This is a genomic window from Paenibacillus sp. Marseille-Q9583 (assembly GCF_976954365.1).
This window is the reverse complement of the sequence record NZ_CDRJTB010000014.1, coordinates 43,242-57,353: the sequence shown is the minus strand read 5'-3', so window position 1 is coordinate 57,353 and position 14,112 is coordinate 43,242. Positions and strand designations below refer to the sequence as shown.

Below are 14,112 nucleotides of genomic sequence, written 5' to 3'. Positions count from 1 at the left end.
GTTTATCGCTTATTGTAATCCGTTAAAAAAGGAAGATCTTATTCGGAAGGAACTGTAATTGTTCCATCAATGATTTGTTTTTTGAAATCTTCAACTTTAGCCAAGATCTCTTCAGAAACGTTAACTTTAGATGTATCAGAGATACCTACACCATTGTCTTTCAAACCAAGAACAGTTGTAGTACCACCTTTGAAAGTACCATCGATTACTTCTTTGGAAACCTTCTTAACAGCTTCGTCAACGCGTTTGATCATGGAAGTCAAAGTTACGTCTGTACCAAATTCAATGGATTGGTCTTTATCTACACCGATAACCCATACTTTAGCACCACCAGCTTTGTTACGGGATTTAGCTTCGTTGAAGACGCCATTTCCTGTTGCACCAGCAGCAGGGAAGATGATGTCATTACCATCGTTATATAATGTAGCGGCAAGAGATTTACCAGTATCTGGTTTGTCATATGCACCTGCATAAGTAATTGTAACTTTAGCGTCAGGCTTAACTGCTAATACACCAGCTTTAAAGCCTACTTCAAAACGTTTGATTACTGGGCTTTCCATACCGCCGATAAAAGCTACCTTGTTAGTTTTTGTAGTCAAACCAGCAACCACACCAACCAAGAAGGAACCTTCGTTCTCAGAGAAAGTAACGGATGCTACGTTAGGAGCATCTACAACGCTATCAATAATTGCCAAGTTAGCATTTGCGTTCTCACCAGCAACCTTTTTAATTGCGTCGCCAAGATCAAAACCAATACCCCAAGTCAAGTTGTAGCCATCTTTAACGAATTGGTTAAGGTTTGGCTCATAGTCAGCGTTTGATTTACTTTGCAAATATTTAACGGAAGAACCTGTTTCTTTTTCAAGAGCTTGTAATGCTTCCCATGCGGATTGGTTAAACGATTTATCGTTTACGCCTCCGATGTCAGTAACCATACCAAATTTGAAATCAGATTTTGCGGCATTTGTTCCGCCATTTGTTCCTGCATTAGTCTCGCCATTTGCAGCATTCTTAGCGTTGTTGTTTCCGCAACCGGCCAATACTACTGTGAATGCCAGCAACATTACAAGAGATAGCTTGAAAACTTTTTTCATTGAATGTGATCCCCCTTAAAATATTGGATGTCATCTGTGTTCTACTTGGACATTCCATAGATCAAATTATAACTGCAATAAAATCTAAAATCCAGTCCATAAATGACCTCAGGTCAATAAATATTTGTACTTTTTCGCAAGTAACCGCTTTCCATGACACGACATGTTATCATCATGTTTGAATCATGTTAGAAAACCTTATTTTACTTTGTATAGTATTCCAACACATTACAAATATTATTGCACACTTATGTGTTTTCTATTATTATAATTGCTTAGTATTTGCACTGAAAGGAAGTTATCAGATATGACCGATGAAAAAAATCCACAAACGATGCCGGCTTTTAAATATTGCCGTGAATCCCGTGTCTTCAAAACCGGACGCGTTTTCCCTAATGATGTTAATAATCACAAAACATTGTTTGGCGGTAAGCTTATGAGCGGCATTGATGAAGTAGCCTCCATCTCAGCTATGCGCCATTGCCGTGCTAATGTCGTTACAGCCTCTACAGACTCTGTTGACTTCTTGAGGCCCATCCGACCTACAGACTCCGTATGCTTCGAATCCTTCGTTTCTTGGACCGGACGTACAAGCATAGAGGTATTTGTAAAGATCATTTCAGAAAACTTATATACGGGTGAGCGCGCCGTCGCTGCCACTTCATTCCTTACCTTTGTTGCAGTTGGGGAGGATGGCACTCCCACTCCAGTTCCTGCCATAATCCCAGAGACCGATGAAGAGAAACTGATCAGCGAATCAGCTAATGAACGTTCCGAGCTACGCAAAGTAAGAAGAACCATCAGTAAAAAACTCGCTGCCGAGCTCAATACTGTGAAGTACTGGGAATAACTCTGCTTAATGCAGAGTTTTTTTCTCGTTTTTTACGGCAGAGAAATATTTCCGCATTCTATATACTTCATACCACACAAAAAAGCACCGCTGCATGGGCAACACGCAGGCGGTGCTTTTCGATTATATTACAACACTTACGCGTTGATTTTCTCTTTGGCAATACCAGCCAAGGAGTTGAATGCGTTAAGATCATTTACAGCCAGATCAGCCAGCATCTTACGGTTAACTTCTACACCAGCCAATTTCAGGCCGTATACAAGCTTGCTGTAAGAAAGACCGTTCAAACGAGCTGCTGCATTAATACGAACGATCCACAGTCTGCGGAAGTTACGTTTAGTTTGACGACGGTCGCGGTAAGCGTAAACCATCGATTTCATTACTTGTTCTTTAGCTGTTTTAAAAATGCGGTGTTTAGAACCGAAATAACCTTTTGCCAATTTCAATACTTTTTTATGTCTACGACGAACTACAAATCCGCCCTTAACTCTTGCCATATTAATAAACCTCCCAAAAATGTGTGATAAACTATTTCAAGTTAGCCAATCCTTGTTTCAAACGTCTTACATCCCCAGGGGCCATTACTGGATTACCGTTCAGAACGCGCTTAGCGCGTTTAGATTTGTGGGACAGCAAGTGGTTTTTGTGAGCTTTGTAACGTGTTACTTTACCAGTTCCGGTAATTTTGAAGCGGCCTTTCAGGCTGCTATGTGTTTTCATCTTAGGCATGGTGTTTCCTCCTTGAATATTATGCGGCGCCAAATTGCATGTAAGCAAGTGACTCCAGATTTATTGGGCTTTAGGAGCCAAGATCATAATCATGCTGCGACCTTCCAGCTTAGGCTGGCGCTCAACAACAGATATATCAGCCACTTCGTTCTTAACACGCTCGAGGATTTTCTGGCCGATATTCGCATGTGTAATCTCACGTCCGCGGAAACGAACGGAGCACTTTACTTTATCGCCTTCACCCAAGAACTTGATCACATTGCGGAACTTGGTTTGATAATCATGTTCCTCAATGTTAGCACGGAACCAGACTTCCTTGATATCAACGATCTTCTGGTTCTTACGGGCTTCCTTCTCTTTCTTCTGCGTTTCATAACGGAACTTGCCGTAATCCATGATGCGGCATACCGGCGGTTTAGCCTGTGGTGCTACATTGACTAAATCTAGATTAAGATCGATCGCCATTTGCAACGCTTCGCGGATCGGTTTAATTCCGATTTGTTCACCTTCCGCACCAACCAACCGTACCTCTTTGGCCCGAATTTCATCATTGATCATATGTTCCTTACTGATAACTCTCCACCTCCGGATCTTTTTAACAAATATACTGCCTTACTCCATAAAAAAGGGGTGCCGGTAACACCCGACACCCCGTGTTTGATCAACGTTCATGAACATTAACATTCATAAAGCATTGAGATCAAAACCAGCCGGCGAATGTGCCAGTCAGGTGAGAAGCAGGTGCTTCTTCTTGCAATCCCTATGATTTGCGTACTTGAATACTATACACCACTCCAAACGGAGTGTCAATTCTTTTATTCAATATTCTTAAATATCTTATACCTGCTTGCTTTGCACTTCTTCAAGTCTTACGACACGCGTATGCTTGGTATGGCTCCATTGCTTGTTGTTCTGCGTGAAGAACGCATAGAACGTAATAGGATACCAAGAGATCAGGTAAATTGGGAAGAACACCAGATAAGCGTACACCTTCTTAAATTTAACCTTCTCCAAAGCCATCGCAATCCCAAAGGTCACCAGATTCAAACCGATCGCAAGGAAACCGAGCCAGACTGGCAAGCTGCCGTAAATATTAGCAATATTCGGTCCGTTAAATAGGGCCATATCCACCCACATTACCGCCGTCATCAAGAAGGTGAGCAAAACAATGTACACATTTGCTCCGTAAAGCGCAAGGTCAAACTTCGTTAAGCTACGTTCTTTAATACTTTGCCAAAGTAATGGAAAAAAATAACGACGAGCTACAGTGAAGTGTCCTTGCATCCAGCGCAGACGCTGTCTTGAAGAGGCCTTGAAAGTTAGAGGCTTCTCATCAAATACCTTTGCGTCATAGTTGAACTTAGGATATACACCATGAGATGCACTGCGCATCGTAAACTCCAGATCCTCAACCAAGCTTGTAGCTCCCCAGCCCATCTCTTTAAGGAGATTGGTCTCGAAACACATTCCTGTTCCGCCAAGGAAGTTCGCCATATTCAAATTATGGCGTGAAAGTTGCCACAAACGGTTAATATACCAATACGACACACCATACGCTGCAGTAATCCAGGAATCTTCTGGATTCTTGGTGTCAATATAACCTTGAATAACACGCGCTCCTGAACAAAGATCATTATTCATCTCCATCAGAAATTCAGTATGTGCCAGATTATCGGCATCAAACATTACAACTGCGTCATATTGACGCTGCATGCCCCAAAGCTCCTTGAGCATCCATTCAATGGCATAACCTTTACCACGTAGATTCGGGTTAGTACGGACACAAGCGTTCATTCCGTGCTCTCTAACGATGCGAGCTGTGCCATCTGTACAATTGTCACAAATTACAAATACGTCAAACAGTTCTGAAGGATAGTTAAGCTGCTTCAGGTTCTCCATTAAAGCGCCGACGACTTCTTCCTCGTTATGTGCAGCAACAAGTACTGCAAATGTTTTTTCTGGCTTATACTTTGTCTTTGTCTTTTTCTTGTGCAGACCAAATAACGAAAAGGTAAACTGATATACTGCGATTGCTGCCAAGATCACTTGGAGCGTAACAAACAGTGCGTCTGTCATGACCTTTTGATGCCCCCTTTTTTCACTCTCGGTGTTCTTTTTTTTCTCTCTAGCTTGCTTGACGTTCCTTCTGACCCTTTTGTTGCATCCCTTAACAATAGACCAAGAGTATTCTTATTCTAGGCAGACTTCACAATTTTTATATGTGTTGTTTAAAAGAATTGTATGGATTCCATTTATTTGGATCCTTATTTATCTCTTACCCTTTTAAACATGTTTAGTCCGCTTGAATCATTGTACGGCGTTAGCGGCTCTAAGTCAAAACTAGCAAATTTCTAGCAAAACTGAGCTTTTCCTTGAAATGGACTACCTTTAAAAAGTATGATTAAGACAGATCTAATGCTAAAGAACGGACTGCTCATAAGCACCTGTTATCGGTAGCCGACTGGCGGAGGGACAAGATATGAGACATTTATTCATGAAGCTACATCTCTGGGAGCGGCACCTTTTTAAGTGGATCAACGGACGAATGCATAATCGTTTTCTGAACTTTTGGCTCTTCTATCTCACTCATTTGGGTGGAGCTACAAGCACAATTGTTATCAACATACTGATATGGGCATTTGCTCCTCAGCCATGGAGAACCGCTAGCCTGCAAGCAATGACGGCTCTAGCTGTTAGTCATTTGCCCGTTGCTGTCGCCAAAAAACTGTATCCACGCATGCGGCCTTATCTGGCGCTACCGGATACGAACACATTTCGTAATCCATTAAAGGATCATTCTTTTCCTTCTGGTCATACTACAGCTATCTTTGCTTCAACGGTCCCATATATGGTAGCATTTCCTGCCTTGACCGTTATTCTGCTGCCGCTGGCCTGTATTGTCGGGTTTTCACGCATTTATCTGGGATTACATTATCCATCTGATGTCTTTGCAGGCTTAGTGATCGGAACCAGTGTTGCAGCGGGCACTATAGCCTTATGGATCTGAAGTATATATGGTTAAACCGGGAAAACCTTTGAGAATAGGTGAATCAAAATTGCAAAAAAAAAGAATTTTAATACTCTCAGAAGGCTTTGGCGCGGGACATACTCAAGCAGCATATGCGCTGTCGAGCAGTCTGCGCCAACTGTCACCTAATTTACAAACGAAGGTGCTAGAACTTGGGAATTTCCTAAACCCCAAAATGGCACCCATTATTCTGTCCGCTTACCGTAAGACGGTAACGACACAGCCAAAGCTGATGGGGTATGTCTACCGTCACCAGAAATCATTTAATCGTCTTACCACGCTTGCCCTGCATCGTATATTTTATACACATACCAAAAATGTTGTTATGCAGTTAAAACCTGACGTTATCGTCTGCACACATTTCATTCCGGGTGCTGTAGTATCTCGCCTTAAGAGATTGGATCCTACCTTAAAGGTGCCACTCGTAACTGTTATAACGGATTATGACGCGCATGCCAGCTGGATCAGTCCAGAGGTAGACCGTTATCTGGTATCAACACCAGAGGTTAAATCCAAATTACGCATGCGAAACATTCCTGCTGCGAAAATTCAGGTTACAGGGATACCCGTACACCCTAACTTTTGGCAGCATCCTGGAAAGCAGGAAATTCGACAGCAATTCAATCTCAGGGATATGCCAACGGTACTAGTCATGGGCGGCGGCTGGGGGATCATGAACGATCAGGTTGTAAATGCCTGTCTGGCGGAATGGCGTGAGAAGATTCAGATTGTTTTCTGTCTCGGCAAGAATGAAGAGCTGCTTCAGGAAATGAAAGAAGACTCACGTTATAATCATCCTAATATATCCTTGATCGGCTTTACGCGTGAGATTGACAAGCTGATGGAGGTGTCCGATCTGCTCGTCACGAAGCCGGGTGGAATGACCTGCAGTGAAGGGCTCGCTAAAGGAATACCGATGCTTTTCTATAACCCTCTGCCCGGGCAGGAGGAGGAGAATTGCCGCTATTTTACCGCAGCAGGTTTCGGAGAGCCGATAGAGTCTTTAGACGTAGTCGTAATGTGGATGGAACGTCTATTAAACAACTACGAGGATGTGCAGAATAAGCGAAAACGTCATCTTGAGGAAATCGCCCGTTACCACCCTTTGCAATGTGCTCAGAGCATTATCGAATTACTGGAATAATTAATTTTAAAAGCGGCAGCCTCCAAACCACTTGAAGGCTGCCGCTTTATTATTGAAGCACATCTTTTGGAGCAGTGCTTTGTAACTACAACCGATATTTGTCCAAACGGGTAGCTTGATACTGCTTGAGCGCTTCCGCACCTACAATGGCCTCACAACGATGGATATTCACGCCACGTCCGACAAATTTCGTCTCGTATTCCGTCATAATATGGTCCTCATTTATGATGCCGTCCGCATGTAGGTCTAACGAGATATTTTTCATCTGTAAACCGAAGTCCGCAAATGCATTTAATGAGAATTCAAATAGGCTTCGAGAATCTGTTTTCAAATGAATTTCACCTAAGTCGCTTAGCAGCCCCCGATATTTGTCAAGAAAACGCGGGTGTGTCAAACGACGACGAGCATGCTTACTCTTTGGCCACGGATCACTGAAGTTAAGATAAATTCGTTCCAGCTCTCCTGGAGCAAATACTTCCTCTGCATAATCAATATTGGCGAGTGCCAATTTCAGGTTGGGCGGCGTCTCATGACCTGCCGGCTCCCATACTACTCTAGCCTTATCTCCAGCACGGCGGATCAGCTCATCATACATATCAACGCCGATAAAATTAATATCGGGATATTTGAAGCTCATTTGGCTGATAAACTGTCCCTTGCCCATTCCGAACTCCACATGGATCGGATGATCATTTCCGAACAGCTTAGACCACTCACCTTTATAACTCCGAGGGTCAAGAATGACTAGATCGGTCTGTTCTTCCAAACTTTCACGTATTCCTTTTCTTCCGCGTAAACGCATAGGTATTCCTCCGATTATCTCTTATACGATAACTGTCACTTGCAATATTGTGCCGAAATTGTCCCGAAAAGTAAAGGGATTGGGGTAAAAAAGAAAAAGGAATTCTCTGGCTCAGCTCTTAAATGAGCTATCCAGGGGAATTCCTTCGTTGTGTATATTTGGAATTAAGGCTCATTCTTGTCCGGTAGATTAGGACTACTTTGTGTTTGAGCTTGTAGCAAATGTCTTTTTTTCGAATGCGTTGCGAATTTTACGCTGTGCATCTGTCTTGATCTTAGGGTTGCCGTTAAATTCCACGCCTGTTAGTGCAAGGGCTTCATCTGGCGTTAAGTGGACTTCAATCGAATCTTTACCCTCAGCATATACCGTTTGAGAATTCATTGCTATCACCTCACGGTTATTATTATGGATCGGACGACACGAAATTATGAACTCCTGGCTGAATTTCTTTAAGCCACAGCAGCTTTTCACACTCTGAATATAACATACTATGTAAGCATTTTCAAGTTGAAAGCGCCTTACTTTCGGCCTATTTTTCATGCCAGTACCGGGAGTGAATGTTACGCCGAGCTCTGTTTTTTGATACAATGTATTGGATTATAAAAAACGGCTGTGTGTTCTTTTATAAGGATGCCATCCGTCTCAGAAAAATATAAGGATACTTTTCCATGTTTATATTTTCAGAAAGGAGCTCCTCGTGTCTAATCTTCAATACACTACTCCTCCGCAGCTTTGGGGAGATAAACGTTTTCATACCTGGAATTACGAAATGCGTGAACATTTGAACACCAAGGTATTCAAAGTTATGCTTGATGCAGGCTTTACCTGTCCCAACCGTGACGGCTCCATCGCTAAAGGTGGTTGTACTTTTTGCAGTGCCAGAGGTTCTGGTGATTTTGCGGGAAGTCGCCGAGATGATCTCGTCACCCAATTTAATAATATCCGTGACAAGCAGCATCTAAAATGGCCAAATGCTAAATACATCGGATATTTTCAGGCCTATACGAATACGTACGCTCCGGTCGAAGAGCTTAGAGAATATTTCGAAGTGATTTTACAGCAGCCAGGTGTCGTTGGACTATCTATTGCTACACGGCCTGACTGTTTGCCGGATGATGTTGTCGAATATTTGGCAGAGCTAAACGAGCGCACGTATCTGTGGGTAGAGATGGGGCTCCAGACTATACACGACTCCACTTCTGAGCTAATTAACCGGGCTCACGACAGCCAGTGTTATGTGGATGCTGTTGAGAAGTTGCGGCGTCACGGCATTCGTGTCTGCACCCATATCATTCACGGTCTCCCACAGGAGACGCATGAAATGATGCTTGAAACGGTATCTGCTGTGGCTCGCATGGATGTACAAGGAATTAAGATTCACCTTCTACATCTCATGCGTAAAACACCAATGGTGAAGCAATACGAAGCTGGGTTGCTACGATTCATGGAACAGGACGAGTATGTGAAGCTCATTGCCGATTCACTCGAAATTTTGCCCCCTGAAATGATTGTACATCGCTTGACTGGAGACGCTCCTCGGGATCTCTTAATCGGACCGATGTGGAGCCTCAAGAAATGGGAAGTGCTAAATGCCATTGACGATGAGCTAGTTGCTCGTGATACTTGGCAGGGTAAGTATTGGAGGAAGAGCTAATGGGCTTTATGTCCGTTTTAAGCTTTGCTCATAAATTAATCTCTGAGCGGTTAACTTTAGGTGATCGTGCGATTGATGCCACTGTGGGTACTGGTGCTGATACGCTTTTTCTAGCCAAAACAACCGGAACTCGCGGTGAAGTCTACGGCTTTGACATTCAAGCTGCAGCGCTGAACCTGGCTGAAGAGCGCCTGCGGCTTGCAAAAGAGGAAGCTCCCTCGCTCGCCACCGTCACCTTACTGGAACGTAGTCACGTCGAAATGGCTGAAGCAGTTCCAGCGAACTGGCATGGCACCGTTGGAGCTGTAATGTTCAATCTAGGCTACTTGCCTTCAGAAGATGCCGACAAGAACATCATTACTCAGCCGGGCAGCTCCATTGCAGCCTTGGAAGCTTCTCTACAGTTACTGCGTCCAGGTGGGATCATTACGGCAGTTCTTTATCCCGGCCATGCAGGCGGAGATAAAGAAGCCGCTGCTGTTGAATCTTGGGCAGAAGCTGTTTCTCAAAAGGTAGCACAAAGCATTGTTTATCGTCAGCTGCAGCGCACGGATTCACCTTATATGATTGCGCTCGAAAAGAAAAAAGGAAACCCCTCTTAAACTGTAAGCATCAAACTATTTTATATTTGGGAAGGAAGATGTAGCAATGACTCAACCATATCCTTTGAAATTTCAACCGGAGTTTAAAGAACGTGTCTGGGGAGGCCGCGCGCTGGAGAAATTCGGCCTAGACCTACCTGAAGGACATATTGGCGAAGGCTGGATGATCGCCGATCACGCGAATGGAACGTCTTCGGTGGTAAACGGAGAGTTAGCCGGTCAAGGCTTAGATCAAATTCGTGAGCAGTTCGGCCATGAATGGTTCGGAAGCAAAGGGATTTCAGAAACGGGTGGAAGATTTCCTCTACTAATCAAATTGCTGGACTGCAACGACAATCTTTCCGTTCAAGTCCACCCTACAGATGATTATGAGGGATTGCCACAAGGTGAACTGGGCAAAACAGAGATGTGGTACGTGTTAGACGCTAAGCCAGGTGCCAAAATCATCTATGGCCTTAAAGAAGGCGTGGATCGTGAAACATTGCGCGAATCACTGGAGAAAGGCACCGTTATGGATAGCCTTCAAGAAGTATCTGTCTCTGCAGGAGACTCCTTCTATATTCCAGCCGGAACCGTTCATGCGCTATGCGCTGGTGTCGTTGTAGCAGAGATCCAGCAAAATTCCGACACTACATACCGCATTTATGACTATGACCGTCCAGGCCTGGACGGAAAACCACGTGAGCTTCATATTGAAGATTCACTTAATGTTACAGCTTATGAAGGCGCCGGGGCTACTTCGATGAAGACAGATAACGCAGTCCCTGGAGAGTGGCTGCAACTTGCCGCTTCGCCATATTTTATCGTAGAAAAAGGAATCGTAAATGGTTCATGGGACCTCACCACTACAGAAGACAGCTTCACTATTCTAGTCATCTGTGAAGGCAGCGGACATCTTACTTGGGATGGAGGCTCCCAACCTTATGCTGCAGGAGAATGCTATCTGATTCCTTCCAGTCTCGGCCGTTACGCTATCGAAGGTCATTCTACTGTGCTTCGCTCTTATTTACCATAAGTCGAGAACCTTTAGGAGGAATGGACCATGAAGGAAAATAGTTTTACCCTAACGGATCCCATAGGTGTAAATATCCATGTCTATGAATGGTTACCTGAATCCGATGTGCCAGTTAGAGGAATCGTGCAAATTTCTCACGGTATGTGTGAAACAGCTGTCCGATATGCTCGTTTTGCGGAAGCATTAACCGGAGTAGGTTATGCAGTATATGTCAATGACCACCGGGGACATGGTAAAACCGCTGGTCAAGTCGATCTGCTTGGCGATGTTGGTGAGGACGGATTCTACTGGATGCGGCGCAATCTGCTCCAGGTAGCAGCCAAAGCACTCTCCAAACATGAAGGTAAGCCCATCTTTCTATTCGCTCATAGCATGGGTTCCTTTCTGGCTCAAAAGCTGATGTGTGAAGAGGGTAACGAAATCTATGCAGGATTTATCCTAAGCGGTACAAATGGTCCTCGCGGTATGTTGCGCCTTGGAGAATCTCTGGCTAGTGCACAGCTCAAGTTAAAGGGTGAACATCACCGAAGTGTACTACTAAACAGCTTAGTATTCGGCAGTTACAACCGTGCTTTTTCTCCCGTAAGAACTGCATATGACTGGCTGAGCAGCGATGATGCGGAAGTAGATAAGTATATTGCCGATCCATTCTGCGGAGCCATTTGTACAACACGCTTTTTCCGTGGTTTTTTCCACCTCCTAAGGGAGATCCATTCCGAGGAATCACTTAGGACATTATGTACAAGTAAACCTATTTATATTTTTGGTGGGGATAAGGATCCTGTAGGGATGAGCGGCCAAGGCATTCCTCGTCTTGCGGAGTTGTACAAGAAACGAGGAATATCGGACGTAGAGTATCGGCTCTATCCAGGTGGCAGGCATGAAATGCTTAATGAGGTGAACCGGGATCAAGTTACAGCCGATGTGCTGAATTGGTTAGAACTGCATCTCCCTTCTGAGGTTACGACTACAAATTAAGAGTAAAACGAGGTTTTTCGGTTTGTTTTAGACAGAAGAGCAGCGATCCTCCCATTATTGGGGTATCGCTGCTCTTCGTTTTGGGTTGTGAGCAGCTTACATTTCTCCTTGCTCCTTTCTTCCCCTCCGCTCTCACTTTTGGCCAGTCATTACTATCCCCTTCATTTTCGGATTTAGATATCTTTTATGGCCAATCATCACTTCCCTCCACCACTTGTGAATTCAGAAGACGTTTGCGCATGTAACAAAAAGACCGCCCCCAAAGGAACGGTCTTTCCTCCCAACACAATCGCCTTATTACAAAGGCAGCGTATAATACTGAGCGCGTTGGCTCTCATTCTGCTGATACATTACGATTAGCAGTGTACGACCTTCTCGAACGGAAGGTGATTCAGCTACGGCTACAGATGAGCTAGTGGTTTGGACAGACTCTTCTAAACTACTCTCTGTAACTCCCTGTATTAATGACTCAGGAGAAGGTACAGCCCCGTCGTTAGCATCGCCTGCTTCCTCTTCCTCTGAACCCCCATCCGCCCGTAGACCGCTGATGGATTCCAGCACCGCTTCAAGCGAGAACGGTAGCACTTCAAGCACCGTATATTTTTGCAGCTCTCTTTCACTGAGTCCGGCTTCTGCCAATTGCGCAGAGATTTGACCCGGATTAGCAGCGATATCCCTCAAGTAACTCGACCAATCTGACTTATCCAGTACGAAATCCCACCAGATTTTGCGAGGCTTATACTTGTGTCCTAGGAAATAATCAAGCTTCATTAGCCCAGTAATAATATCCATAGATGGAGTCCCACGATCTATCAAGAAGGACTGCAAACGGGTAAAGAGATCTTCTAGCTGATGCCCAATCTTTTGCCAGCCTCTCTCCTCCCAGTAGTCACCGAACTCCTGAAAGAAATCAAATGGTGAATCAAACACGTGACGGATCAAGTATTTGGCTGTATGGTCCATCCGGTGGCTGTTCCAGTATTTCTCCAGCACATCCTCAAGCCGCTTCAAACGAATAATATCCGAGAAGGTCATCATATGACTGCTAAGAATTTCGTAAGGGGCATGTTCCATATACGTATACTCATATTTTGCCGCCTGTGCACGCAGACCCGTCCCGCGAAGCATTTTGAGGAATCCAAGCTGCAGCTCTTCTGGCTCCATAACGAATACATCGTTAAAGGTTTTGCGGAAGGTGGTGTAATCCTCCATTGGAAGCCCTGCAATTAAATCCAGATGCTGATCGATATTACGACTTTCCTTAATCTTCATTACCGTACGAGAGAGCTTCTTGAAATTCTGGCGGCGTTTAACAAGCTCGTTCGTCTCATCATTTGTAGACTGTACACCAATCTCAAATCTAAAGATGCCCGGAGGCGCATTGTTCGACAGGAAATCCAGAACTTCGGGCCGCATGATATCTGCTGTGATTTCAAACTGGAACACACAGCCTTGATGATTATCGATCAGGAATTGAAACATTTCCATCGCATAGTTGCGGTTGATATTGAAGGTGCGGTCCAAGAATTTAATGATTTTGGCGCCATTTTCAATTAAGTAGAGTAAATCCGACTTCACTCGTTCAATATCATAGTAACGTACGCCTACCTCAATACTGGATAAACAAAATTGACAGTTAAACGGGCACCCACGGCTTGTCTCAAAATAAACAATACGTTTGCTCAGATCTGGAATATCCTCTGGAAAACGATGCGGTGTAGGCAGCGTATTTAGATCGCTTTTGGGACGAGGTGGATTTACAATGATCTCCTCTCCCTTACGATAAGCAGTTCCGTACACAAAATGAAATTTCCGGTCGTCTCTCAGCTCCTGCAGCAGATGATGGAACGTCTCTTCTCCATCTCCGTTGACGATAAAATCAATGCCAGCTTCTCTCTTCATCCAATGCAGCGGCTCATAAGAAACTTCCGGTCCTCCGAGAACAATCGTAACCTCAGGCATCACTTGCTTAAGAATTCCGATCAGCTTGAGCGTCTCTTCGATATTCCATATATAACAGGAGAAGCCAATCACATCTGGCCGTTTCTGAAACAAGTCGGACACGATATTCATCACGGGATCTTTAATGGTGTACTCCACCAAATGAATATCTTTAAATTCATGCTCACTGTAAGCTTTAAGCAAACGGATCGCCAGTGAGGTATGGATATATTTTGCGTTTAGCGTGGTCAGAACGATTTTCAATGCTACACGAC

The 14,112-nt window shown here is 44.2% G+C and carries 15 protein-coding genes; 7 read left to right on the top strand and 8 right to left on the bottom strand.

Features of this window, described 5'->3' with window-relative positions:
- Positions 1 to 38: 38 nt before the first annotated feature.
- On the bottom strand, positions 39 to 1,094 hold the full coding sequence (locus ACWNM1_RS09325; protein WP_449600773.1) for a BMP family lipoprotein: 1,056 nt from the start codon (positions 1,092 to 1,094) through the stop codon (positions 39 to 41).
- A 307-nt stretch (positions 1,095 to 1,401) separates the two neighbouring features.
- Here ACWNM1_RS09325 and ACWNM1_RS09320 point away from each other — a divergent pair, with 307 nt between their 5' ends.
- Positions 1,402 to 1,944: an acyl-CoA thioesterase gene (locus tag ACWNM1_RS09320; protein ID WP_042185711.1), complete on the top strand. Its 543-nt coding sequence runs from the start codon at positions 1,402 to 1,404 to the stop codon at positions 1,942 to 1,944.
- A gap of 137 nt (positions 1,945 to 2,081) precedes the next feature.
- On the opposite strand, the gene rplT is transcribed toward ACWNM1_RS09320, so the two are convergent.
- The 4 genes from rplT to ACWNM1_RS09300 form a co-directional block, all read right to left on the bottom strand.
- The gene (rplT, locus tag ACWNM1_RS09315) at positions 2,082 to 2,441 is read right to left on the bottom strand and encodes a 50S ribosomal protein L20 (protein WP_042125073.1); all 360 of its coding nucleotides are present in this window, start codon (positions 2,439 to 2,441) and stop codon (positions 2,082 to 2,084) included.
- A gap of 31 nt (positions 2,442 to 2,472) precedes the next feature.
- On the bottom strand, positions 2,473 to 2,673 hold the full coding sequence (gene rpmI, locus ACWNM1_RS09310) for a 50S ribosomal protein L35 (RefSeq protein WP_036679507.1): 201 nt from the start codon (positions 2,671 to 2,673) through the stop codon (positions 2,473 to 2,475).
- A 60-nt stretch (positions 2,674 to 2,733) separates the two neighbouring features.
- Positions 2,734 to 3,231, bottom strand: a complete 498-nt coding sequence (gene infC / locus ACWNM1_RS09305; protein WP_042125071.1) for a translation initiation factor IF-3 — start codon at positions 3,229 to 3,231, stop codon at positions 2,734 to 2,736.
- Positions 3,232 to 3,510: 279 nt separating this feature from the next.
- Complete coding sequence (locus ACWNM1_RS09300; protein ID WP_042185708.1) at positions 3,511 to 4,749, bottom strand: glycosyltransferase family 2 protein; 1,239 nt, start codon at positions 4,747 to 4,749, stop codon at positions 3,511 to 3,513.
- Between the two features lie 403 nt (positions 4,750 to 5,152).
- On the opposite strand from ACWNM1_RS09300, the gene ACWNM1_RS09295 reads away from it, so the two are divergent.
- Both ACWNM1_RS09295 and ACWNM1_RS09290 read left to right on the top strand, forming a co-directional pair.
- On the top strand, positions 5,153 to 5,680 hold the full coding sequence (locus ACWNM1_RS09295) for a phosphatase PAP2 family protein (protein ID WP_042185706.1): 528 nt from the start codon (positions 5,153 to 5,155) through the stop codon (positions 5,678 to 5,680).
- Positions 5,681 to 5,729: 49 nt separating this feature from the next.
- A complete protein-coding gene (locus ACWNM1_RS09290; RefSeq protein ID WP_449600772.1) occupies positions 5,730 to 6,845 on the top strand; it encodes an MGDG synthase family glycosyltransferase in 1,116 nt (371 codons plus the stop codon).
- 85 nt (positions 6,846 to 6,930) lie between these two features.
- On the opposite strand, the gene trmB is transcribed toward ACWNM1_RS09290, so the two are convergent.
- Complete coding sequence (gene trmB / locus ACWNM1_RS09285; RefSeq protein ID WP_449600771.1) at positions 6,931 to 7,647, bottom strand: tRNA (guanosine(46)-N7)-methyltransferase TrmB; 717 nt, start codon at positions 7,645 to 7,647, stop codon at positions 6,931 to 6,933.
- Between the two features lie 195 nt (positions 7,648 to 7,842).
- Positions 7,843 to 8,028: a hypothetical protein gene (locus tag ACWNM1_RS09280; protein ID WP_449600770.1), complete on the bottom strand. Its 186-nt coding sequence runs from the start codon at positions 8,026 to 8,028 to the stop codon at positions 7,843 to 7,845.
- Positions 8,029 to 8,344: 316 nt separating this feature from the next.
- On the opposite strand from ACWNM1_RS09280, the gene ACWNM1_RS09275 reads away from it, so the two are divergent.
- Genes ACWNM1_RS09275 through ACWNM1_RS09260 form a run of 4 tightly spaced genes read left to right on the top strand, consistent with a single transcriptional unit; the run spans position 8,345 to position 11,896 of the window.
- Positions 8,345 to 9,301, top strand: coding sequence for a TIGR01212 family radical SAM protein (locus ACWNM1_RS09275; protein WP_379422980.1), 957 nt, complete (start codon positions 8,345 to 8,347; stop codon positions 9,299 to 9,301).
- Positions 9,301 to 9,903 carry a class I SAM-dependent methyltransferase gene (locus tag ACWNM1_RS09270; RefSeq protein WP_449600769.1) on the top strand — a complete coding sequence of 201 codons (603 nt, stop codon included), beginning with the start codon at positions 9,301 to 9,303 and terminating at the stop codon, positions 9,901 to 9,903. Before ACWNM1_RS09275 ends, ACWNM1_RS09270 begins: the two co-directional genes overlap by 1 nt.
- Positions 9,904 to 9,949: 46 nt before the next feature.
- Positions 9,950 to 10,918, top strand: a complete 969-nt coding sequence (locus ACWNM1_RS09265) for a type I phosphomannose isomerase catalytic subunit (protein WP_449600768.1) — start codon at positions 9,950 to 9,952, stop codon at positions 10,916 to 10,918.
- A 27-nt stretch (positions 10,919 to 10,945) separates the two neighbouring features.
- Entirely contained in the window at positions 10,946 to 11,896 is a 951-nt protein-coding gene (locus tag ACWNM1_RS09260) for an alpha/beta fold hydrolase (protein ID WP_449600767.1), read from the top strand.
- 297 nt (positions 11,897 to 12,193) lie between these two features.
- Here the strand turns inward: ACWNM1_RS09260 and ACWNM1_RS09255 are convergent, their stop codons facing one another.
- A complete protein-coding gene (locus ACWNM1_RS09255; protein ID WP_449600795.1) occupies positions 12,194 to 14,101 on the bottom strand; it encodes a B12-binding domain-containing radical SAM protein in 1,908 nt (635 codons plus the stop codon).
- Between the last annotated feature and the right edge of the window lie 11 nt (positions 14,102 to 14,112).

Coding starts and splice junctions, on each gene's coding strand:
- ACWNM1_RS09325 (WP_449600773.1), bottom strand. CDS start 1,094: ATGAAAAAAGTTTTCAAGCTATCTCTTGTAATGTTGCTGGCATTCACA.
- ACWNM1_RS09320 (WP_042185711.1), top strand. CDS start 1,402: ATGACCGATGAAAAAAATCCACAAACGATGCCGGCTTTTAAATATTGC.
- rplT (WP_042125073.1), bottom strand. CDS start 2,441: ATGGCAAGAGTTAAGGGCGGATTTGTAGTTCGTCGTAGACATAAAAAA.
- rpmI (WP_036679507.1), bottom strand. CDS start 2,673: ATGCCTAAGATGAAAACACATAGCAGCCTGAAAGGCCGCTTCAAAATT.
- infC (WP_042125071.1), bottom strand. CDS start 3,231: ATGATCAATGATGAAATTCGGGCCAAAGAGGTACGGTTGGTTGGTGCG.
- ACWNM1_RS09300 (WP_042185708.1), bottom strand. CDS start 4,749: ATGACAGACGCACTGTTTGTTACGCTCCAAGTGATCTTGGCAGCAATC.
- ACWNM1_RS09295 (WP_042185706.1), top strand. CDS start 5,153: ATGAGACATTTATTCATGAAGCTACATCTCTGGGAGCGGCACCTTTTT.
- trmB (WP_449600771.1), bottom strand. CDS start 7,647: ATGCGTTTACGCGGAAGAAAAGGAATACGTGAAAGTTTGGAAGAACAG.
- ACWNM1_RS09280 (WP_449600770.1), bottom strand. CDS start 8,028: ATGAATTCTCAAACGGTATATGCTGAGGGTAAAGATTCGATTGAAGTC.
- ACWNM1_RS09270 (WP_449600769.1), top strand. CDS start 9,301: ATGGGCTTTATGTCCGTTTTAAGCTTTGCTCATAAATTAATCTCTGAG.
- ACWNM1_RS09265 (WP_449600768.1), top strand. CDS start 9,950: ATGACTCAACCATATCCTTTGAAATTTCAACCGGAGTTTAAAGAACGT.
- ACWNM1_RS09260 (WP_449600767.1), top strand. CDS start 10,946: ATGAAGGAAAATAGTTTTACCCTAACGGATCCCATAGGTGTAAATATC.